Below are 22,416 nucleotides of genomic sequence, written 5' to 3' on the forward strand. Positions count from 1 at the left end.
TTGGGGTGCAGTTCAAATTCGCAAAGCTTTTTTCTATTTATTATGAGCAATTTGCTCCATATCCGGGCTACAAGTTTGCGACTGACATGACTTATTTAAAGAACATGCCGCGCATTTTCCTTTTTTACTTCTCTTTACAAAATTAACTAACGTATATGCTGCATAACCAAAAATGATAGCTCCAATTATAATATTGACCATCATCACAATACATCTCCTTCTAGAATCCGAGTAAGGATCCAACTTGGTATATAATGAGCGTTAATACATAAGCAACTACGAGTGGATAAACGACTGAGAAAATCGTCCACTTCGCTGATCCTGTTTCACGTTTAATAACAGCTACCGTCGCTAAACACGGAACATATAATAAAATAAAGAACATAAATGCATAAGCTGATAATGCTGTATAATGTGCTCCCATTACATTTCCAAGCACATCTTCTTTAACTGCATAAATAATTGCCATTGTAGAAACGACAACTTCCTTCGCTAAAAATCCTGTTAAAAGGGATGCTGCAGCTTGCCACGTTCCGAAGCCGAGCGGTGCAAATAGTGGTGCGATAAATCCACCAATCATCGCTAAGTAACTGTCTCCCATATCAACACCAAATCCTGATGGACCTGCATAGTTTAATAACCAAATGACAACCGAACCACCAAAGATGAATGTACCAGCTTTACGAACAAATCCTTTTCCTTTCTCCCACGTGCTTAGCCATAATGTTTTTGCTTGTGGCACACGGTAAGGCGGTAATTCAATTACGAAAATAGACTTTTCCGCTTTCAAAATTGTAAGAGACATAATTTTTGTAACTAATAACGCAAGAACAATCCCTGCAACATATAAAGAAAATACAACAGTCGCCTGACTATGCGGGAAAAATACGCCCGCAAATAATGCATATACAGGTAATCGTGCTGAACAAGACATAAATGGTGTTACTAAAATGGTAAGTAAACGTTCTTTTTCCTGTTCAATCGTTCTCGCAGCCATGATACCTGGAACGTTACATCCAAAACCGATAATCATCGGAATAAAAGCTTTTCCGTTTAAGCCGAAAAACTCCATAATTCTATCCATAACAACTGCAATTCGCGCCATATACCCTGAGTCTTCTAATAATGAAATAAAAAAGAATAGTGCAAAGATTTGTGGTACGAATACTAATACAGCACCAACACCGGCAATAATACCTTCTGTAACTAGTGCTTGAATAAAATCAGAAGCTCCAATACTTGTAAGTCCAGCCGTCACCCAATCCGTAAGCTGGCCACCAAAAAACTCATCTAACATATCCGATAAAGGTGTACCAATCCACGTAAACGTAACCTGAAAAATAAAAAACATAACTGCTAAAAAGATTGGAAGTCCTAAAATTTTATGTGTAATTAATCTATCAATTTTTTCTGAAAAAGGAATTTTTCCTTCTTTCTCATGCTTCATAACATTTGTTTTTAACTTTTCAATATACGCTTCACGAGTTTTGTAAATGTGCTCTTCTAACGTACAATCAAGTCTTCCTTCTAAGCGAGATCGAATGGCTATGAGTTCCTTATAAATTGGTAATGCTTTCATTTCTTTTTCTACTACTTCGTTATTGCTTAAAAATTGAAGTGCTAACCATCTCGGATGCTCGTAATTCGCTGTCTCTAAAAGAGCAATTACTTCTCCAATTCCTTCATCCATTTGTACACCATATGAAATAAGGAATGGCTTTTTCTCTTTTTTGTCATTTTCTTTAAGAGTCGTAAGCAGTTCTTCACAGCCTTTTCCACTTCTTGCAACAACAGGAACGACTGTTACACCTAATAGCTCTGATAATCGTTTTACATCAATGACAATTCCTCTTTGCTTCGCCACATCAACCATGTTTAAACCAATTGAGACTGGCTTACCAAATTCAAGTAACTGCAACGTTAAATGCATATTTCTTTCAAACTGCGAGGAATCTACGATATTTAACATATGATTAAATTCTTCTGTTAATAGAAAGTTTGTTACAACACCTTCATCACGTGAAACTGGATTTAAATCATAAACACCTGGTAAATCAATTAATGTTCCTTGTCTATCTTTTAATTTACCAACCTTTTTTTCTACTGTTACACCGCTCCAGTTTCCTACGTATTCATAAGAACCAGTAAGTGCATTAAATAATGATGTCTTCCCTGTATTCGGATTCCCTAGCAAAGCTACCTTATTCACGCTAATTCCACCTTTATCATTTTCGCGTCACAATGACGAATACTAATTAACTGTCCACGACACTCCAATGTACAAGGACCTTTGAACATCGCTTTCTGTTTCAGGCGAAGTTCGCTTCCTTCAGCAAGACCGAAAGCAGCTAGTCTACGCTTTAATAGCTGATCTAAAGACTGAATACTTTTTACTAACACTTTCTCTCCAATTTTAATATCTACTAAGCTCATAACCTTCCCCCTCAGAAGAGAATGATAATTATTTTCAAAAAAATTATACCACACCCAATTTCTCTTGTACTATACCCTTTTGCTTCATATTTATTAACATTTCGCTACAATTCTATTTCAATTATTGTCATACTGTATTCGTTTGCCATTCTCATCCATTTCGCTTACAATAAACAATAACAAATAAAGAATTTCGTTATCACTGGGGGAGCCATGCCGCTGAGAGGGAACACTTCGTTCCGACCCTTCGAACCTGTTAGTTAATGCTAACGCAGGGATTGTGCAAACGTCCGAAATACATACCTCATTTTTATTTACGTATTTCGTATCCTCCTATGATATCTATTCTTTTTTGTACAACTTGGATTTAGGGGGAGACAACATGCGTAACACCAATTTACAAGCGATGATCGAATCTGCTATTCTTGCAGCCTTCGCCATGATTATCGATATTTTACCATTATCACTTAAACTTCCAACAGGCGGTTCTATCTCATTCGCTATGATTCCTATTTTTATTATTGCTTACCGCTGGGGCTTTAAATCAGCTTTCTTAGGCGGTTTAGTTTGGGGACTATTACAAATTGTCGTGGGAGATGCTTATATTTTAACACCTGTTCAAGCATTCATTGAGTACTTCATTGCCTTTGCTTTTATCGGATTTGCTGGCTTATTCTATCGTCCAATTCAAAAAGCACTTTTAACATCCAATGAAAATAGCTTAGAACAATCAAATTTAGGTAACCGTAAAGACAAACCTTCATCAAAACAAAATCAGGGTAAGAAAGTCCTTGCTTATATTATCCTTGCTACATTTATCGGTAGCTTTGCTCGCTATTTCTGCCACTTTATTGCCGGCATTATTTTCTGGGGACAATATGCGCCGAAAGGTCAATCGGCTGTGTTATATTCATTAATCGTAAATGGAAGTACAATGCTTGGTTCTTTTATTTTATGTACCGTTTTACTTATATTTTTATTTATCACTTCACCACGCTTATTCAAGAGCATCAGTGCTTATCAAATGAATACACAAAAAAAGGGCGCTTAATGAGCGCTCTTTTTTCATATCGTAATATCAATTAAAAATACAATAAATGCGCAAAAGAAAATAAATACCATTATACTTAGCCAATTGCTATGCACGGTTCATCGACTCCTTACATAACCTCATTTTCTAAACAAATTATACTGATTAAAAATAAAGATTAGGTAAAGATAATATGAAAATAAATTAAAAAAGCATAGATCATATTGTCTACGCTTTTTTCGGTAAATAGAAATAAAATAATACACCATCTTCTGTATTTTCTGCCCCATATTCAGCATCATGTAGTTCTAAAATATTCTTTGAAATAGCAAGCCCAAGCCCCGTCCCACCTTGTGAACGCTGACGAGCTGTATCCACGCGATAAAAACGATCCCAAATTTTATCTAATTGCTCTTCTTCAATATGAGTACCTTTATTTTCAATGCACACTTTTATACGATTCTTCTCATCTATTGTAGAAATAATAATATCCTCTTTATTTGGTGTATATCGTATAGCATTCGTAATGAAGTTCACGATGACTTGTTCAATCCGGCCTTGATTTGCAATCACTTCAAATGAACTTATATTTTTATGAATATGAAGTTCTTTTTTCTCTATTTCCACAGATAGATGTTCACATATACCTTCAATTACTGTATCAATATAAAACGAAGCTTTTTTCATTTTATATGTACCAGATTCAAATTTAGCTAACTCAAGCATATCCAAAATTAACGTATCCATTTTGTCTACTTCTCTCTCCATTGCCTGAAAATAATACTCTTTTTTATGTTCAGCTACCCCGTCTTTTAAAATAGAAATACAGCTTTTCATAATACTTAGCGGTGTTTTTAATTCATGTGAAACACCAGAAATGAATTCTTTTCGCGTCTTTTCTAACTTTCTTTCCTTTTCAATATCTTCTTCTAACTGTCCAATATGCGAATGGAGTTTATTTGATAGCACATTAATATTTTTCGATAAATCTCCAATTTCATCTTTCGAAGTAATCGGTATTTTTTCTGTGAAGTCTAAATGCGCTATTTTCTTTGTTGTATCATTTATTTTCAATAATGGCTTTGCAATTTGTTTTGAGTAATAGAACGAAGCTAAAAAAATAAGAACGACTACAAATGCAATGATATAGATATAATAATCTTGCACCATTTGTACAGCTTCATCTACCGGCTGTAAAGAAGCCATCGCATAAATATATGTTACCGATCCGTCTTTTTCTTTTATTGGTTTCATTAATAATTTATATTTTATATCATTCTTTTCGTAGTCCATTGTCTTTGTTGAATACTCTATTTGATTACTCTCTTTTAGTAACACATCCGTTTGAAATTCTTTTACACTATCCAAAAATAAAGTGTTTTTATAAATTGGATTTACGGGGCCTTTTACATCTGGAAACTGTACTTTCGTAACACGCCCTCCTATGTAAACATCTGGTTCTTGAGCAGCTTGCTCCCGAACAGCCGGCTTCTTTTCCTTACCAACTTGTTCCACAGCTGCTTTCTTTTTCTCCTCATTTAATTTACTCATTTTCTCATTAAATGCTTTTTCTAACGGTTTATTAGATCCGCTTAAATTCTGCTTAGATAAAGAAAAAGAGAATGGAATAAAACTATCTTCTTTTCTCACTCCAGAAAAATAAATTTCTTGCCCTAAAAAATGCTCCGATAATTTATTATCAATCTCCTCTATATTGACGAGATTGCCTAAAGGAATTTTAAATATTTGTTGTCCAAAGCTCTTTTGTTGCCTACGATCTATCGTTACCTCAAAATAAAAATCATCTGCATGTTTTAAATTCCCGTTCTTATCTAATGTCGTAATCCACGTATTATTTTCTCTTAAAAAGTCTTGCTCTAGTTTCTGAATTTCTTCTGTATTTCCTGCATGATTTAAATAGTTCTTCTCAAAGGAATTTAAATTCACTTTAATATCTTCCACTTTTCGATTCGCATAATATTGTTTAAAAAATATCGTTTGTCCAATAAATATCGTCCCTAAAATTAACATGCATAATGCTGTTGTAAGAGTAAATAATTTTAGTACAATTCCATTCCTCATACATTGCCCTCAAATTTATAACCTGTGCGTACTACAGTTGTAATATACTTTGCTTTCTCTCCTAATTTATTTCTTAAATTACGAATATGGCTATTCACCGTTCGATCATCGCCAGCAAATTCATATCCCCAAATTCTTGAAATGAGTTGCTCTCGCGTTAAAACGATTCCTTGATTTTTCATGAAATACACCAATATTTCAAACTCCGTATGCGTTAAACTAACATCTGCCTCATCAACAGTAACAGTACGCGACGGAAAATGGACATGGATGCCATGAATCGATAACGTATCATCTTCGTTCTCTAAAGGTTTCTTCGATGCTTTTCTACTTTCTAATAATCGTTTCGCTCTTGCTAATAAAATTGGCGGACTATACGGCTTCGTCACATAGTCATCTGCCCCAAGTTCAAAACCGAGTAACGTATCGTCTTCATCTACGCGCGCCGTCAGCATAATAATAGGCACCTCGGACGTCTTTCGAATTCTTCGGCAAACAGACCATCCATCGAGTTCTGGCAACATAATATCTAAAATAACTAAATCAACCTCTTCTTCTTCAAATACAACTAAAGCCTCTTTCCCGTCCCTCGCTTCAAACACTACATATTGCTCACTTAAAAAATAATCTTTTAATATTTCACGTAATATGTCTTCATCTTCAACAATTAAAATATTTTTTGACATAATTTATATATCCCCCTCCCGCTTTCAGAAACTATAATTTCACTTTGAATAACTGCCAGTTAACTTCGCCTCGATAATATATCTATCTGGTGCATTCCCTATATAATTAAATGGGTAACAAGTTGTCAGTGTTAATATCGGTTCTTCTTTTTTTATAATAACAGTACGATCATCCGCATGAGTAATCCATGTCTTTTGAATTTCATATGTGTACGTTTTATTATCATACTCTAAAACAAGGGTATCCTTTTCTTTCAACTCTCCTAAATCTGTAAATACAGTATCTCGATGTCCACTTAGTACAGTATGTCCCCCTCCAGATGGAGTTGTCGTTAAATCACTAACGAACATACCCACTCCTTTTTTCAAAGTCGTATCATCCGCTCCCCAATATATAGAAAACTTCTTCTTTATTTTTGGTATGTTTAACATCGCTACCTTTTCTCCTTCTTTATGTTCTGTTTGAGAAGAAGGCACTTGAGAAGTTACAGGTGTTTCACGAGAAAGTTGAGTATCTTGTATATTTTTAAGACTCTTTATTTCTTCTGCAGTTAATTGCCCGGCAGAGCTTCTTCCTTTATACCATTCCACAGCATAATAGGATCCCATGAATAGCCCTATAGCCATCAATATGATACCGATATAATTGAGTAACTTCATTCTTCATTCCTCCATGCCAAAAATGGTAGGAGTAACCTACCATTTTTAATATATGAAATTATCCCATTCTTTATAGGAAAATATTTTATTTACGCTTTAATCTTATTGCGACGATTCAAACCAAATAATGTACCTACCGCTACAAGACATGCACTTAATCCCATCATTGCTACATTATTTGATGCTGTATTTGGTAATTTTTCACCTTGTACAACTGGCTTTGCTACTTCTTTTTTAGCTACTTCATTCTTTTGCTCGGCTTTTATCGCTGCTTCTTTTTTTGCCATATCGTTTTTTAACTGTTCTTGCGCTATTCTCTTTTTCTCTTCTTCACTTTTTTTCTCAGCTTTTATTGCTTCCTCTTTTTTAGCCATATCACTTTTTTCTTGTACTTGCGCTGCTTGCTTTTTCTCCTCATCACTCTTTTGCTGTTCCTTAATTGCTTCTTCTTTTTTAGCTTTATCTTGTTGCACTTGCGCTTCTTCCTTTGTTACTGTTCCAGTATCTGCACTCGCTACTGAAGAATATCCTACTGTTAAAAGTGCCATTGCACAAATTGGTAATAGTCTCTTTTTCATTTTCATTCTCTCCTTATATTTTATTCACATCAACTCGCACCGGATGTATTACTAGAATAAGCAAGAGATATAAATATAAGATGCAGATGAAATATATTTCATTTAAAGATTTCATTGTAGAAAAAGAAAAAAACATCGCAATATGTACGATGTTTTTTTCGGGTGTGTGTCTCAATTATTTACATGTTACTTTCGCGTGATTTGGAAGTAGAACGGGCTGGAGCGATAACTAATTGTCTCGGCTCAGTTTTCTTGAAGTGATTTTTGACGTTACACTTACGACGTTGAACAACCCACGCTTTAATAGGGTTTGTTAAAATAATCTTTTGCTCTTCGTTAGGGGCCTCTTCTTCAAACCTACAACTCTCGCTCCATTTATTCCATTTCATTGTAAATTTAGAAGAAGAATGATCATCTTCACGATCAAACAAGTACAAAAAATCCATTTTTCCATCTAGCATTACGGTGTTACTAGTCGCTAAAAAAGAAAAGGTCGTCCAACGTTTCTCCATGCCCTCCTACTCCTTTTTCACATATAGAGTGCCTAAAACTTAATTTACCTAAAATATGCTTGCCTTTTACCTTACACCCATAGTTTATCCAAAATGCTATTATGCAACTATCGATTTGCCTTACAACTACCTTACATTTTTGTAAGAAACAAAAAAACCTTCACTCTATATAATGAAGGTTTCTTACTTTTTATCTATATGATCTCTCATATCATCAAGTCCAGCTTCTTTTAGCTGCGACATCATACCGTGCGAAATTGCTCCTAACACTAAAGTCATTCCAATTAATGAAATACGAATCGCAGGTACATCAATTACGTAAGCCAACAGGCCAAGAACAATTGTTAAAAGTAATGCTTTTATAAATGTTACACTTGTGTACTGTTTCTTCTTCATCATATTCACCCTTTATGGAAGCGTTTTCTCAATATACTTAGTATATCATATCATCAGATGATTTTGTCGTTGTCTTTGTAAAAAATTACTATCTTCTTTGACTTTTTCTATTCTATCCTTTACAGTCGAAATGTTCGCAAGTTTTACACTGTAGGAGGATTACAATGAATATTGAAATAAAAGACACTTTAATTTCTGAAGAACAATTACAAGCAAAAGTGAAAGAATTAGCACTTCAAATCGAACGTGACTTTGAAGGAGAAGAAATCGTAGTTATCGCCGTATTAAAAGGTTCATTCGTATTTGCTGCTGATTTAATTCGTCACATCAAAAACGATGTAACAATTGACTTCATTTCTGCATCTAGTTACGGAAATCAAACAGAAACGACAGGAAAAGTGAAACTACTAAAAGATATCGACGTAAACATTACTGGAAAAAACGTAATTGTTGTAGAAGATATTATCGATTCTGGTTTAACACTTCATTTCTTAAAAGACCACTTCTTTATGCATAAACCAAAGGCACTTAAGTTCTGTACGCTACTTGATAAACCAGAACGCCGTAAAGTGGACTTAACAGCTGAATATGTTGGCTTCCAAATTCCAGACGAATTCATCGTTGGATACGGTATCGACTGTGCTGAGAAATATCGTAACTTACCATTTATCGCTTCAGTTGTAACGGAGTAATATAATAAAATAAGCTTCCATTAATTACTGATGGAAGTTTATTTTCTATCACGATTCGTAAAAGACAAAGGGAGAGAATAAAAATGACAAAGACAAAATTTGAAAAAGTACTCCTCATCGTAAATCCGAAAGCTGGTCAAGGTGACTTACATACAAATTTAACAAAAATCGTACCACCTCTTGCCGCAGCTTTTCCTGATCTACATATCCTTCATACGAAAAAACAAGGTGATGCAACAAAATATTGCCAAGAGTTTGCTAGTAAAGTAGATTTAATTATCGTCTTTGGTGGTGATGGAACAGTATTTGAATGCACAAATGGCTTAGCACCTCTCGAAACTAGACCTACACTTGCAATCATTCCAGGTGGAACTTGCAATGACTTCTCTCGCACACTTGGTGTTCCGCAAAACATTGCAGAAGCAGCAAAACTTATCACAAAGGAACACGTAAAACCAGTTGACGTTGCAAAAGCAAATGAACAACATTTCTTAAACTTCTGGGGCATTGGACTCGTATCTGAAGTATCAAACAATATCGATGCAGAAGAAAAAGCAAAGCTTGGTAAAATCGGTTACTATTTAAGCACAATTCGAACTGTCAAAAATGCTGAAACATTCCCGGTAAAAATTACTTATGACGGACAAGTATATGAAGACGAAGCTGTCCTTGTCATGGTTGGAAATGGTGAATATCTTGGTGGTATTCCATCCTTTATTCCGAACGTAAAATGTGATGACGGAACACTTGATATTTTCGTAGTCAAATCAACAGGTATTCAAGCATTTAAAGATTACATCGGAAAGAAACTATTCGAGGATTCAAATGAAAATGACATCTTCCACGTAAAAGCAAAATCCATTCATATTGAAACGAAAGAAGAAAAAGAAGTAGATACAGATGGAGAAAGTTCGCTTCATACACCTTGTCACATTGAATTATTACCAGGACACTTTACGATGATTTATAATCCTGCGGTTGTGTAAAGAAAAAAACGAGTGCTAGCACTCGTTTTTTCTCTTCTAATCTAGCTATGTCGTTGAATCATTTCTTGTATTTCTTTAACTCTCTCTAAAGTAATTCCATTTCTTTGTTCGATTGCTAAAGGATGCTCGGTTGGCTCTAATTCAACATACGGTGCCGTTCCAACTTCTCTTATATGTACATTTGTTTTTAAATTTAATGTTTCTGGATAAAATGGTATTTCTACAGATAACCAACCAAAATAAGGATCACTATTTTCTCGGCCTCTCTCATCCCACTTTTTTAATACTTCATCATAACTTTCTTTACTAAGTGATACCCACACAGTCCATATGAAGTTTTCGTGGTAGTCAATGATAGGAATCTCTAAACAACCTCTAATAAAGTAATGCTCATCGTCCATTACGCAAAGTTCTGATGTTAAATGGAAGCGTTCCTCTCTTTCATGGGGCGCTACCTCGTAATAATAATATGGTGCTTCACTTCCGTAGCATAGAGGTAGTGCAAAACGATGCATTTGTACTTTTTCTCCGGATTTTCTTCTTCTTTTCATTTATTATTCTTTCTCCTATCCTTTTCAGTCACAATCAAACGCTACCCAATTTCTCCAATGCGTGTTAGAATCCTTCTTCACAATAATACGTGGATCTTTCTTCTCTATTGCAGCGGCTACTGATTGGAAGAATTCATTTTCACTTACTTTTTCGTCTTCAACATGTTTCCATTCTTCCGTTTCATACGCTAGTTCCCAATTACCTTCTAAACCGAACTCTTCTAAAATCTCTTCTTTACTCCACCATAATAATGTTCTAACTTCTTCATTAGTAGCAAGCATACGCATAAAGTATGTTGGATAATGCTCTGTCGTTTGTACTTCTATTCCATTATTTATATAATCCTCTTCTGTAAATTCATATTCAAAATGCTGCTCACGAATTTTTAAACTGCCGTTATAAATATTCGGCATAAATTCACCTTCATCATTAAATAACTCATAATTGCCATTATTTAATTGTAAAATGCAATCATCACCCATTGAATGAGTAATTCTATCTCCATATACTTGAATATCATTACATACACCTAATGAACCTACACCAACAAGTTGAAACACCATTAACCAATCCTTAGTATCTTTAAAGAAAAGAGAGAATTTCACTTGCGAAATATCCATATATTCATTATCAAAGGCAGGAAATTCATAGTTACTTTGCTTTTTATCTAATAGTTTTAAAATATCTTTTTGCATATGTATCATCTTCACCCCGATATAAACAAAAATATTTTTTTAATTTCACTAGAGTATAACATAACCATACTTACCTGTGACATTCTAATAAAACTACTAAAAAATAGAAGAATGGCTTGTTTGCATACTCTAGTTCTTTTTATGTACAATGAAGGAAAGAAGCACCTTCATATAAGGGAGAGGACAAACTTTGTTCAACCAACAGTTAGTTAATTTACGCATTGATTTTGCATTTAAACAATTGTTTGGTACGAATGGTAGCGAAGATATTCTAATTGCATTTTTAAATGCTATGTTACAAGAGTCTTTAGAGTCGCCCATTGCTTCTCTACAACTAGAAGATCCACATTTACACAGGGAATATGAAGAGGATAAGTTATCTATTTTAGACATTTCAGCGACATTAGACACAGGAACAAAAGTCAATGTAGAAATACAACTCAATAATAATCACGATATGGTTAAACGCAGTTTATATTATTGGGGAAGACTATACACATCTCAACTACAAAAAGGGCTGCCCTACAGTGCACTTCACAAAACCATCACCATAAACTTACTAAACTTCGTAATGTTTTCGGAACACCCAGCCTTCCATACAACGAGCATATTATGGAATACACAACAAAAAAAAATCCTGAGTGAAGACATAGAAATCCGCATTATAGAAATTCCAAAGTTAACTGAACAATGGCATGAAGAAAAAGTAAATCCGTGGAAAGATCCATTTGTTCGTTGGCTTTTATTGCTTTCAGCAAATGAGGATGAGCACTTAACTAAACTATTGGAGGATATTGCTATGAACCAAGACCCTATTTTACAAAAAGCAATAAATAAATGGGAACGTATGAGTCAGGATTCTTCTTTCCGACAAGCCTATGACGCAAGGGAGAAAGTTTTAATGGATGAAGCAGCAAAATTCGCCCATGCAGAGACAGAAGGAATTAAAAGAGGAATGGAACAAGGAATTAAAAAAGGGCTTGAAAAGGGTATTGAAAAAGGCATTCAACAGGGCATTCAACAGGGCATTCAAAAAGGTCGAAAAGAGGGAGTCCAACAGGGGCAATTTCAAATGATTAAGAATATGTATGATCTTGGTATACCACTTGAAACGATTGCTAAGGCAAGTAAATTAAGTTTGCATGAGATTGAGCATATTTTAGGACATAAATAGTGATAAAAAAAGAGCTTGAATAGTTTCAAGCTCTTTTTTATCAACTCTCCTCGATATCATCCAATTGAGTCTTATAACATTTATCACACTCTGGACTCGTAGGAAGAATCCCTCTTTCATCAGGTAATAAAACCCTCAAAACTTCTCGATCCATCTCTGCGAAAGACTTCATAATAATGGGATATCTTTCTCTAAAAAGGTTAACATCCATACAGTTTTTCCTTTATCGTTCATCAGTAGCACTTTATGGTTTAACTTCCAAGCCACTTCACTAACATGATGAAACATCTTTGTTAATACGCCTTAATCAATTTCAAGCCAACCCATTCCCATAGAAAGAAATAACACTCCATTTAAATACCATTTTCATGCACACCTCATTTTAACTAAAAAAAGCGAAAGAGAACATAATTTTCACTACGCTCTCTTTCGCTTTTTCAAAAACTGTATACCTTATTTTCATTTACTAACAATCCTGAAATAAGAACGAACTGTTAAGCAATAATAACCAGTATAAATAACACTATACACCCCGATGCTAATTAGTAACGGAACTGCAATTTCATACGGAATAACTGTCGCTAATCCTTTGAGCGCAAATAAAGTGTGTAATATACCAACTACTAAAGGAATAAAGAAGATAAATCTCATTTGCTTCGCAATGGCTTTTTTCATTTCTTTTTTCGTGACACCGAGTTTTCGAAGAACGATGTAACGTTCACGATCTGCATGTGCTTCTGTTAATTGTTTGAAATAAATAATAGAGCCTGTTGCAAGTAAAAATACAAGTCCTAAGAATATACCACTAAACATCATTAACCCTGACGTTTCAATACCGCTGCGGAATATTGTATAGAAGTCACTGAATTGCTCTCTTCCTTCTGCATCTTCTTCCGATATTACTTTCTTTAATTTCTCCGTTAACACTTTACTATTTCTTTCGTCTTTCACATCAATATTTTTCACAGTATGAGAGCCAATTGTCTTCTTTGCTTGCTCATACACTTCATCCGGAACGACAACTAGAAGTTCATATAAGTTTGTAATGTTTTTTGCTTGTACATCTTTCACTTGTACTGGTGCTACTTCTTCAATTGGGAATGTAGCTTTTCGATTTTTATATACGCCACTATCTCTCTTACCTTCACTGTACATGCCATCAAATGCATACAATTCGTTCTTCTTTAAATCTAGAGTTTCTTCATTTAAATATTTTGCGATTGTATTAAATGATGATTGCGCGATAAGTTCTGTTGTTCTTGATTGTAATGAAGTGCCATCACCGTATTCTCCTACTACTTTTACCGTCTCTAATTCATATTGATGAATGACTTCATTCTGTCCTTCTTTTAAAATCTCATTTACTTTACGATCTAATTCCATATCTTTCTTTTCATAAGAATAACTAACTGGATGATATTTCTTCGCCTGCATATATGTGTTGTAATACATCGTTACAGAAGTTCCAACCGCCGTTAACGTTACTGCGCTTAATACGGCAATTGTTGCTAACGATTTTGCATTTCCTTTAATGCGGTATAGTAACTGAGACGTCGTAACCATTTTCATTCCGTTATAAAATGCGGATTTTTTATTTCGCACTCTTTTTAATACAAAAACGGTAAAGAACATAAATAATAAATACGTTCCAAGTACTGTCGCTAATAAAATGTAAAGTGCAAGGGGCATAAAGTTATCACCGCTCACATTTTTAATAGCCGTTACTGACAAGAAATAACCTGATCCAATTAATAATAAAGAAATGAAAGCCATTATTTTCGAACCTTTTGGCATGACTTCGCCTTCGTTATCTGCACGGAATAGCTCGATTAACTTAAATTGATAAATAACGCGGTATCCTTTAAACGATGTGTATAAAATGATGAGACAAAAAATAACTGTTGTATCTATAACCGCTCCAACTGGTACTTCAAAATGAACATTTACATGTAGCTCTAACATATTTAAAAGTAGCTTTAGGAATCCTTTTGAAAGTAAACTACCAATTACAATTCCGATTACTAATGATAATAAACCCATTAACATATTTTCATAAAACAGCATTTTACCTATTTCTTTTTTTCGAATACCGAGTAAAGAATAAAGACCTATTTCTTTCTTACGCTTTCGTGTAAAGAAACCATTCGAATATATAATAAATATTGCAACGAAAATAATGAGCATTACGCTCGCAAGCTGGAATCCTCGTCCAATGTTATCTCCAACTTCACTTATTTGTGAATTGTATTGCAACGCCTTAAACGTAAAATAAATGACGATGCTAAAAATCATGGAAGCAAAGTATATAAAATAATCTTTAAAATTTCGTTTTATATTACGAAGGGCGATGCTAGATAAGCTCATTTGCCGCACCCCCAGAGATTGAAGACATCATATCAATAATTTGTTGGAAGAACTGTTTTCTTGTCATCTCTTTGCGATGTAATTCTTTATATAACTTTCCATCTTTAATAAATACAACTCGTTTACAATAACTTGCCGCAAACGCATCATGCGTTACCATTAAAATCGTTACAAGATCTTTTTCATTTAATGTCTTCATACTTTCTAATAAATCCGTCGCTGACTTCGAATCAAGCGCACCAGTTGGCTCATCTCCAAAAATCATACTTGGGTTTGTTACAATCGCTCTTGATGCCGCGCAGCGTTGTTTTTGTCCGCCTGAAGCTTCATACGGATACTGATTTAAAATATGATCTATCCCAAACTTCTTTGCAATCTCCTCAACGCGAGATTCTACTTCTCTCGCCTTCACCTTTGATAAAGCAAGTGGCAATGCAATATTTTCTCGCACTGTTAACGTATCTAATAAGTTATAATCTTGAAAAATAAATCCTAAATGATTACGGCGAAAAAGTGCCAATTCATCATCATTCATCTTCACAATATCTTTTCCATCAATTAAAATCTCACCTTTTGAAGCCGTATCAATAGTAGAAAGAACATTCAAAAGTGTCGTCTTACCAGAACCAGACGGTCCCATAATACCGACAAACTCTCCTTCTTTCACTTGCAGTTGAATATCTTTCAACGCTTCAAACGTATTCCCGCCTGTATCATATATTTTCGAAATCCCTTTCGCTTCTAACATTGTTTTCATCTATTTGTACCTCCTGTTATAATTCGTGATGTTCTCTTTAAGCAACAGAATTCAGTATAGATACATTTTCTTAACAAATAGTAATGGGGTTTCTTAATATTTTCTTAAAAAGAAAAATCCAAAATCATAAGAATTGATTTTGGATTTAATATAGTTAAAATATTAAATTACATTTCGAACAAAAAGGAGCCGAATTCCCTTTTCTAATTTTCGCATCACATTTTGGGCAATATACATATCGCTCTTCTATCATTTGTCGCTCTATCATATGTAAGGATACTATTCTCATACTGCACATAATCCCAATTAATATAAGGCTAACAATGAGTAGCATACCTCTCGCCCTCCCCCTTTATCATTTTACCATAAAATAACAAACCCGATTCTCTCATCTAGAACCGGGTTTATACTTACAATCCTAACTTCACCTTCGCGCCATCAGGAATTATTTCTTCATCTATTTGTACCTTATCGTGCACAGACTTTCCTCTCGTAATTACATGCCAGTAGGAACCTTTTTGTAATGTATCCACTCCATCAATTGTTATCTCTTTTTCGTTTCCATCCTTATCATATGTGTTCACTGTGTATGCACGGCCTTTATTTCCACCTAAATCTTTTCCATCGTTATCAATTACCGCATAACGATATTCTAATTTAAGAAACGGATTCATGGAATCTACTGTAGCACTCCCATTTAACAAATATGCCGCTCCTGCTATGATGACAAGTAATGATCCTAAAATAAATCTTTTCATCTATATTCCGCCTTTCATTATGTTTTTCTATAAGACCTTTCTAAGTATAGAGAGCATTTCTTAATAAAAACTCGTGCGGTTTCTTAACTTTTTCTTAATGTCACAGGGCTTTGCATCAGCACTTCGATAAATAAAGCCATATTAATAATAAAAGGAGGCTGCCGCCTCCTTTATTTACTCATCACTGTATTTCTTTTTTGTCTGTAAAAATAAAACACACTCACAATCAATGCAATACTCCCGCCAAAATACAAACCATACTCTATCGCAGCTGCTACAATCCTTTCAATATGTTGTCCAAATAAAGAACCGAGCACAAAATAAACGAGTGTCCAAACAAATCCTGTCGTATAGGAATACAAAGCATATATCCGAAATGACATGTTATTCATCCCAACTAAATACGGTACGATATGTCTTACAACTGGTATGAAATAGCTTGTAACTAACGCGTACTGTCCGTATTTATCAACCATTTCTTGTGATTTCATCAAATACTTTGCTTTTTTCTTTTTCATTAATTTATGGAGTACCTTCGTTCCAAAAACCTTCCCTAATATATATCCTAAAGAAAGCCCTGATACAACACCTAAATATGTTAATACGAATGAAGGAACAACACTTAATATACCTACTGAAGATACGAAACCACCACTCATAACAATCATTTCATCTGGAATTGGCATACCGATAATCCCTAACCATAAACAGAAAAATAAAGCCCAATAACCGTATTGTTCAATATAAGATAATAATTCATGTAATTCCATTATGCATATGCTCTCCTTAGTTCTTTTTTGCAACTAAAGACGTAGGCTGGCGGGAAATTAAGCCATACTTTTTCTAGTGTAATTTCAGGGAAGAAATGCTGTATAAACCCTTTTTTCACAAGTGAATATTGAAATGTAATGAACTCACCATTCTCATGTATCGCTTCCATCGCATTATTTAAAATGCGCTTTGAAACTTCTTCTGGTAAAGAAGTGAAAGGCAACCCTGATAAAACGTAATCAATGCATTCTATATTGTGCTCCCCCATATACTTCTTTATATTTTCAGCTGAACCGTGTACAACAATGACATTCTGCTCATCTTTAAACTTTCTTTTTAATTCTTTGAAAAATACTTCATTAATTTCAATAAGAAGAAATATCGTTTCCTTCTTTTTTCTCTTCATAATCTCTTTCGTAAAAACCCCTGTGCCAGGCCCTAACTCTACAATACATTTCGCTTTATTAAAATCAATTACATCAACCATTTTCTTTGCTAATATTTTTGAACTTGGCGCAATTGCACCAGTATGTTTTGGATGCTTTATAAATTCATGTAAAAATGTAATGAGCTGCATGTAAACCTCTCCTCATTCGTTCGATAGTTTTTAACTTGTGTCTAAGTATAACTATCGTTTCTTAATAAAAATTGAGGAAGTTTCTTAAGATTTTATGAAGAATAAAAAAAACAGCTATCGCGTGTAGCGATAGCTGCCCCTTATTACTTCGCACTCACGATCTTATAATAAGAACGAACCGTTAAGAAGTAATATCCAATATAGATGACACCGTATACTCCAATACTAATGAGAAGCGGAATCATAATTTCAAATGGTAATATATTTGATAAACCTTTTAGTGCAAATAAACTGTGTAAAATACCGATTACTAACGGAATAGCGAAGATAAAGCTTACTTGTTTTGCGATAGCTTTCTTCATTTCTTGCTTCGTTACACCAACTTTATGAAGGACAATGTAACGATCACGGTCAGCACTTGCTTCTGTTAATTGTTTAAAGTAAATGATTGAGCCTGTTGCTAATAGGAATACTAATCCTAAGAATAACCCAATAAACATCATTAAGCCTGTCGTTTCAAGCCCCATTTGGAATCCTGTATAGAAATCGTTAAATGGTTTTAAAACTTCTGATTCTCCAGCTGGCATAATGCTTGCTAATTTTGCTGTTAACTCTTTACTATTTCGCTCACCTTTTACATCAATATTTTTTACAGTACGCGTTTCGTTTACTTGTTTCACTTGCTCATATGTTTTATCAGGAACGATTACAAATAGTTCATTTAAATTTGTAAGGCTTCTATTATTTACACCTTTAATTTTTAATTCTTTTGACTCATTTCCAACAGGGAATACAGCTGTATTTCCTGTATAAAGAGGACCAAAATCAAGTTTCTCAATATATAAGCTATCATATACGAAAGCTTCATTCGCACTCAAATTTACAGGTTCTACATCTAAATGTTTCACATGTTTATTAAAGCTTGATTGAGAAATAAGCTGGTACTGATTCGTAACATTATAGTGTGTGTTCAGAACTTGATCAGCTCTTTCACCTTTAAATGTTCCTTTCACAGGAATCATTTCAACTTCTGATTCATATGTGACTGGGTGATTATTCTTCTCTCCAGCAAGTATTTCATTTACTTTTTTATCTAATGCTGCATCTTTTTTCTCATAGGAATAACTATACGGCGCAGCAACTTTTGATTGCGTAAATGTATTGTAATACATCGTAACTGACGTACCAACCGCTGTTAATGTAACTGCACTTAAAATAGCGATTGTCGCCAATGATTTCGCATTTCCTTTAATACGATATAGTAACTGCGATGTCGTTACCATATTCATACCATTATAAAATGCTGACTTATTATTTCTTGCACGTTTCAATACAAATACTGTGAAGAACATGAACAGTAAATAAGTCCCTGCTACTGTCGCTAATAAAATATATAATGCAACGACCATAAAGTCTGCATACATAACTGCTTTCATGTACATTAGCGCTAAAAAATAACCTGAACCGATTAAGAAAACTGAAATTAATGCCATGATGACAGATCCTTTTGGCATTGCTTCTCCTTCACGTTCTGCACGGAAAAGTTCAATTAACTTAAAGCGATAAATTAAACGATATCCTTGAAGTGATGTATATAAAATAATCACAAAGAAAATAATTGCTGTATCAATAATAGCAGCCATCGGTACTTCAAAATGAACATTTAAATTTAATCCCATCATATTTACTAATAACTCAAGGAATAATTTCGAAAGGACACTACCAATCGCAATCCCGATTACTAATGACATTAATCCCATTAACATATTTTCATAAAAGAGCATTTTACCAATTTGTCTTTTACGAATACCTAATAACGAATATAAGCCAACTTCTTTTTTACGTTTACGTGTAAAGAATCCGTTCGAATATATAATGAACACTGCTACGAAAATGATAAGCATCACACTGGAAACTTGGAACGCTCCGCTAATCTTTTTAGAAGCTTCTGCTGCTTTTTCCATTTGTGAATTATATTGCAGTGCTTTAAATGTAAAATAAATAACGATACTAAAAATCATAGATGCGAAATATACAAAGTAGTCTTTAAAGTTCCGCTGTATGTTGCGGAGGGCAATGCTAGATAAGGTCATCAGCCATACCTCCAGAAATAGAAGACATTACGTCAACAATTTTTTGGAAGAACTGTTTACGCGTTGATTCACCACGGTGCAATTCTTTATATAGTTCACCATCTTTAATGAAAATAACTCGTTTACAATAACTTGCTGCAAATGCATCATGCGTTACCATTAAAATTGTTGAGTTATCATATTCATTTAATGACTTCATACTTTCAAGTAAATCTGTTGCAGATTTAGAATCAAGCGCTCCAGTTGGCTCGTCCCCGAAAATCATACTTGGATTCGTAACGATTGCACGTGATGCTGCGCAGCGCTGCTTCTGTCCACCAGATACTTGATATGGGAACTGACTTAAAATATGATCAATGCCAAATTTCTTTGAGATTTCAAGAACGCGGCGATCAATCTCACTCGCTTTCACCTTTGATAACGCAAGTGGTAAAGCAATATTCTCTTTCACTGTTAACGTATCTAATAAGTTATAATCTTGGAAAATGAAGCCTAAATGATCGCGGCGGAATAATGCTAACTTATCATCATTCATTTTCACAATATCTTTTCCATCAATTAAAATTTCACCGTTCGTCGCATTATCAATTGTAGAAAGAACATTTAGTAAAGTCGTCTTACCAGAACCAGAAGGTCCCATAATTCCAACGAACTCACCTTCTTTTACTTGTAAGTTAATACCTTTTAACGCTGCAAATTTATTACCACCCGTGTCATATACTTTTTCAATATTTTTTGCTTCTAATACTGTTTTCATCTCGACATCCCTCATTTCTTCTATTCTCTATTTTCAACTATATACACTCTCTACTCTTGCCACTATCGATGTTTCTTACACAAACATGACAGTTATGTAAGGCACATAAGTAAAGAAATCAAAAAGTTAACGTAATGAATTAAAGTACTTTGTTACTATAACATTGGGATATCATACCATCCATTCATTCTCCTTACAGGAACATTACAATTTTGTAAGGTAAAAAATGCACCTACAAAGTTGTGCACGAAATGTCGGATGGAGCTATTTCGTTCCTGCTATTCTATGTACAGAGGAGGTCATAATATGGATTCACTTAAAAATATGAATGCTGCAATGCGCTATATTGAAGATAACCTTACGAATGAAATTGATTTTAAAGAAGTTGCGAGGCTAGCTCTTTGTTCTGAGTATCACTTTAAAAGAATGTTTTCGTTTTTAGCAGGTATATCACTATCTGATTATATTCGCTGTAGACGTCTTACTCTCGCTGCCTTTGAACTAAAAAACAGCAATGTAAAAGTCATTGATATCGCTATAAAATATGGATACAACTCACCAGATTCATTCGCTCGTGCATTTCAAAACTTGCACGGTATAACACCTTCAGAAGCCCGAAATAGTAGCCATTCTTTGAAGGCTTATTCACCAATGACCTTCCAATTATCCATTCAAGGAGGAAATGAAATGAATTATCGAATTGAAGAAAAAGAGCCATTTCGAATTATAGGTATTACAAAACGAGTACCAATCGTTTTTAACGGTGTAAATAAAGAAATTGCTTCTATGTGGAAAAGTTTAAACCCAGAGTCTATTCAAACATTAAAGTCCCTTTCGAACATTGAACCTACTGGAATTATTAGTGCTTCTACTAATTTTTCTGAAGGAAGAATGGAGGAAAAAGGAGAACTTGATTACTATATTGGAGTAGCCACAACAAAGGATTGTCCAGAGCAATTCGCGCAACTTGAAGTCGCAGCTTCAACATGGGCTATATTTGAAGCTGTCGGTCTATTTCCTGATGCATTACAAAATGTGTGGGGACGTATTTATTCTGAATGGTTCCCTTCTTCGAACTATGAACTAGCGGAAGGACCGGAAATATTGTGGAATGAACAGAAAGATATATCTTCTCCAAACTTTAAAAGTGAAATTTGGATACCGGTTTTGAAGAAGTGATAAAAAAAACAAAGCTGCTCTTCCCTAAAAGGAAAAGCAGCTTTATTTACATTTTCAACTCTTCTTTATAAATACTATATGACTTTATTGTTGATACGATAATACATATTAATATGATTCCAATCCCCATAAAAATATTAAATGGATCTGGAAACAAAGCCCCGGCATATATACAAAGTGAACCTATTACAAATACCCTCGAAGCAAATCTATGTGTTTTTCTCCAAACTACAGGATTTTCTAATGTCCAGTCCATTCGAATGCCTACTAACCCGTTCGGCTTCGTTTGTTGCATGTAATTACCTAGTACAAGAAACAATGTTCCAAGTCCAAAATTAAATGCAATTGAGCCCGATGCAATATAATTAGACGCTGCTAATAGTGCAAATATGTTACATCCAAATCCGATAAAAAGAATGGCATAATTAATCGCTGAAAGAACTTTGGATTGCTGTGTAGACTTATCTTTTATGAATCCAAAAACTAGCCATATCATATAGAGCACTACCATACTACCTATCGAGAATGAACTTGCTTCTATTTTAGAAAAATATCCATCTACTACTCCTGCTGCATTATAATGGCGTGGAATTTGTTCTGGTAAATATGTCCATACAATATACCATCCAATTGCAATGCCAATAATTAAACTCCATGGTACTACGTGTCTTTTCATCCTCTCTC

25 protein-coding genes and 1 riboswitch are annotated in these 22,416 nt (G+C 34.3%); of the genes, 5 read left to right on the plus strand and 20 right to left on the minus strand.

Features of this window, described 5'->3' with window-relative positions:
- Nucleotides 1-33 precede the first annotated feature (33 nt).
- Genes DN401_RS16960 through DN401_RS16970 form a run of 3 tightly spaced genes read right to left on the minus strand, consistent with a single transcriptional unit; the run spans nt 34 to nt 2,433 of the window.
- Nucleotides 34-204: a FeoB-associated Cys-rich membrane protein gene (locus DN401_RS16960; protein ID WP_000989598.1), complete on the minus strand. Its 171-nt coding sequence runs from the start codon at nt 202-204 to the stop codon at nt 34-36.
- A gap of 16 nt (nt 205-220) precedes the next feature.
- Complete coding sequence (gene feoB / locus DN401_RS16965) at nt 221-2,209, minus strand: ferrous iron transport protein B (RefSeq protein ID WP_001044840.1); 1,989 nt, start codon at nt 2,207-2,209, stop codon at nt 221-223.
- Nucleotides 2,206-2,433 (minus strand): FeoA family protein, encoded by a 228-nt coding sequence (locus DN401_RS16970; protein ID WP_000060512.1) that lies wholly within the window; start codon nt 2,431-2,433, stop codon nt 2,206-2,208. Before DN401_RS16970 ends, feoB begins: the two co-directional genes overlap by 4 nt.
- Before the next feature lie 194 nt (nt 2,434-2,627).
- A riboswitch (TPP riboswitch) is annotated at nt 2,628-2,729 on the plus strand.
- A gap of 86 nt (nt 2,730-2,815) precedes the next feature.
- Between DN401_RS16970 and thiT the strand changes: the two genes are divergently transcribed.
- Nucleotides 2,816-3,484: an energy-coupled thiamine transporter ThiT gene (thiT, locus tag DN401_RS16975; protein ID WP_001246588.1), complete on the plus strand. Its 669-nt coding sequence runs from the start codon at nt 2,816-2,818 to the stop codon at nt 3,482-3,484.
- 207 nt (nt 3,485-3,691) lie between these two features.
- Here the strand turns inward: thiT and DN401_RS16980 are convergent, their stop codons facing one another.
- The 6 genes from DN401_RS16980 to DN401_RS17005 all read right to left on the minus strand — a co-directional run bounded on the left by DN401_RS16980 (nt 3,692) and on the right by DN401_RS17005 (nt 8,380).
- Nucleotides 3,692-5,545 (minus strand): sensor histidine kinase, encoded by a 1,854-nt coding sequence (locus DN401_RS16980; protein ID WP_001243662.1) that lies wholly within the window; start codon nt 5,543-5,545, stop codon nt 3,692-3,694.
- On the minus strand, nt 5,542-6,231 hold the full coding sequence (locus DN401_RS16985; protein ID WP_000041848.1) for a response regulator transcription factor: 690 nt from the start codon (nt 6,229-6,231) through the stop codon (nt 5,542-5,544). The genes DN401_RS16980 and DN401_RS16985 overlap by 4 nt, the downstream gene beginning before the upstream one ends.
- Before the next feature lie 39 nt (nt 6,232-6,270).
- On the minus strand, nt 6,271-6,891 hold the full coding sequence (locus tag DN401_RS16990; protein WP_000771595.1) for a class D sortase: 621 nt from the start codon (nt 6,889-6,891) through the stop codon (nt 6,271-6,273).
- A gap of 89 nt (nt 6,892-6,980) precedes the next feature.
- Complete coding sequence (locus DN401_RS16995; RefSeq protein ID WP_000746708.1) at nt 6,981-7,469, minus strand: LPXTG cell wall anchor domain-containing protein; 489 nt, start codon at nt 7,467-7,469, stop codon at nt 6,981-6,983.
- Between the two features lie 179 nt (nt 7,470-7,648).
- The gene (locus DN401_RS17000) at nt 7,649-7,981 is read right to left on the minus strand and encodes a hypothetical protein (RefSeq protein ID WP_149287881.1); all 333 of its coding nucleotides are present in this window, start codon (nt 7,979-7,981) and stop codon (nt 7,649-7,651) included.
- 183 nt (nt 7,982-8,164) lie between these two features.
- Nucleotides 8,165-8,380, minus strand: coding sequence for a hypothetical protein (locus DN401_RS17005; protein ID WP_002001286.1), 216 nt, complete (start codon nt 8,378-8,380; stop codon nt 8,165-8,167).
- Nucleotides 8,381-8,541: 161 nt separating this feature from the next.
- Between DN401_RS17005 and hpt the strand changes: the two genes are divergently transcribed.
- Entirely contained in the window at nt 8,542-9,069 is a 528-nt protein-coding gene (gene hpt, locus DN401_RS17010; protein ID WP_001019295.1) for a hypoxanthine phosphoribosyltransferase, read from the plus strand.
- Between the two features lie 83 nt (nt 9,070-9,152).
- Nucleotides 9,153-10,055, plus strand: a complete 903-nt coding sequence (locus DN401_RS17015) for a diacylglycerol/lipid kinase family protein (protein WP_000167902.1) — start codon at nt 9,153-9,155, stop codon at nt 10,053-10,055.
- 41 nt (nt 10,056-10,096) lie between these two features.
- Here DN401_RS17015 and DN401_RS17020 read toward each other — a convergent pair whose 3' ends face one another.
- A complete protein-coding gene (locus DN401_RS17020) occupies nt 10,097-10,606 on the minus strand; it encodes a DUF2199 domain-containing protein (protein WP_000830215.1) in 510 nt (169 codons plus the stop codon).
- A gap of 24 nt (nt 10,607-10,630) precedes the next feature.
- Nucleotides 10,631-11,302 (minus strand): DUF7003 family protein, encoded by a 672-nt coding sequence (locus DN401_RS17025; RefSeq protein WP_001168102.1) that lies wholly within the window; start codon nt 11,300-11,302, stop codon nt 10,631-10,633.
- Between the two features lie 190 nt (nt 11,303-11,492).
- Between DN401_RS17025 and DN401_RS17030 the strand changes: the two genes are divergently transcribed.
- Nucleotides 11,493-12,476, plus strand: a complete 984-nt coding sequence (locus DN401_RS17030) for an Rpn family recombination-promoting nuclease/putative transposase (protein ID WP_149287882.1) — start codon at nt 11,493-11,495, stop codon at nt 12,474-12,476.
- Between the two features lie 459 nt (nt 12,477-12,935).
- Here the strand turns inward: DN401_RS17030 and DN401_RS17035 are convergent, their stop codons facing one another.
- From DN401_RS17035 to DN401_RS17070, 8 genes are all read right to left on the minus strand, one after another.
- Complete coding sequence (locus DN401_RS17035; protein ID WP_149287883.1) at nt 12,936-14,840, minus strand: ABC transporter permease; 1,905 nt, start codon at nt 14,838-14,840, stop codon at nt 12,936-12,938.
- Nucleotides 14,827-15,597 carry an ABC transporter ATP-binding protein gene (locus DN401_RS17040; protein WP_000855633.1) on the minus strand — a complete coding sequence of 257 codons (771 nt, stop codon included), beginning with the start codon at nt 15,595-15,597 and terminating at the stop codon, nt 14,827-14,829. Before DN401_RS17040 ends, DN401_RS17035 begins: the two co-directional genes overlap by 14 nt.
- A gap of 154 nt (nt 15,598-15,751) precedes the next feature.
- Entirely contained in the window at nt 15,752-15,931 is a 180-nt protein-coding gene (locus tag DN401_RS17045) for a hypothetical protein (protein WP_000924676.1), read from the minus strand.
- Nucleotides 15,932-16,007: 76 nt separating this feature from the next.
- Entirely contained in the window at nt 16,008-16,355 is a 348-nt protein-coding gene (locus DN401_RS17050) for a YxeA family protein (protein WP_000819386.1), read from the minus strand.
- Nucleotides 16,356-16,525: 170 nt separating this feature from the next.
- Nucleotides 16,526-17,125, minus strand: coding sequence for a DedA family protein (locus DN401_RS17055; RefSeq protein ID WP_000418943.1), 600 nt, complete (start codon nt 17,123-17,125; stop codon nt 16,526-16,528).
- Nucleotides 17,125-17,703 carry a class I SAM-dependent methyltransferase gene (locus DN401_RS17060; RefSeq protein ID WP_001176066.1) on the minus strand — a complete coding sequence of 193 codons (579 nt, stop codon included), beginning with the start codon at nt 17,701-17,703 and terminating at the stop codon, nt 17,125-17,127. Before DN401_RS17060 ends, DN401_RS17055 begins: the two co-directional genes overlap by 1 nt.
- Nucleotides 17,704-17,846: 143 nt before the next feature.
- A complete protein-coding gene (locus DN401_RS17065; RefSeq protein WP_000176150.1) occupies nt 17,847-19,796 on the minus strand; it encodes an ABC transporter permease in 1,950 nt (649 codons plus the stop codon).
- Nucleotides 19,783-20,553 (minus strand): ABC transporter ATP-binding protein, encoded by a 771-nt coding sequence (locus tag DN401_RS17070; protein WP_000859655.1) that lies wholly within the window; start codon nt 20,551-20,553, stop codon nt 19,783-19,785. The genes DN401_RS17065 and DN401_RS17070 overlap by 14 nt, the downstream gene beginning before the upstream one ends.
- A gap of 306 nt (nt 20,554-20,859) precedes the next feature.
- Between DN401_RS17070 and DN401_RS17075 the strand changes: the two genes are divergently transcribed.
- Nucleotides 20,860-21,732, plus strand: coding sequence for an AraC family transcriptional regulator (locus tag DN401_RS17075; protein ID WP_098212819.1), 873 nt, complete (start codon nt 20,860-20,862; stop codon nt 21,730-21,732).
- A 46-nt stretch (nt 21,733-21,778) separates the two neighbouring features.
- On the opposite strand, the gene DN401_RS17080 is transcribed toward DN401_RS17075, so the two are convergent.
- Nucleotides 21,779-22,408 (minus strand): SdpI family protein, encoded by a 630-nt coding sequence (locus tag DN401_RS17080; RefSeq protein ID WP_149287884.1) that lies wholly within the window; start codon nt 22,406-22,408, stop codon nt 21,779-21,781.
- Nucleotides 22,409-22,416: the final 8 nt, after the last annotated feature.

This window comes from Bacillus sp. BF2-3, assembly GCF_008368795.1.
GTDB lineage: Bacteria > Bacillota > Bacilli > Bacillales > Bacillaceae_G > Bacillus_A > Bacillus_A cereus.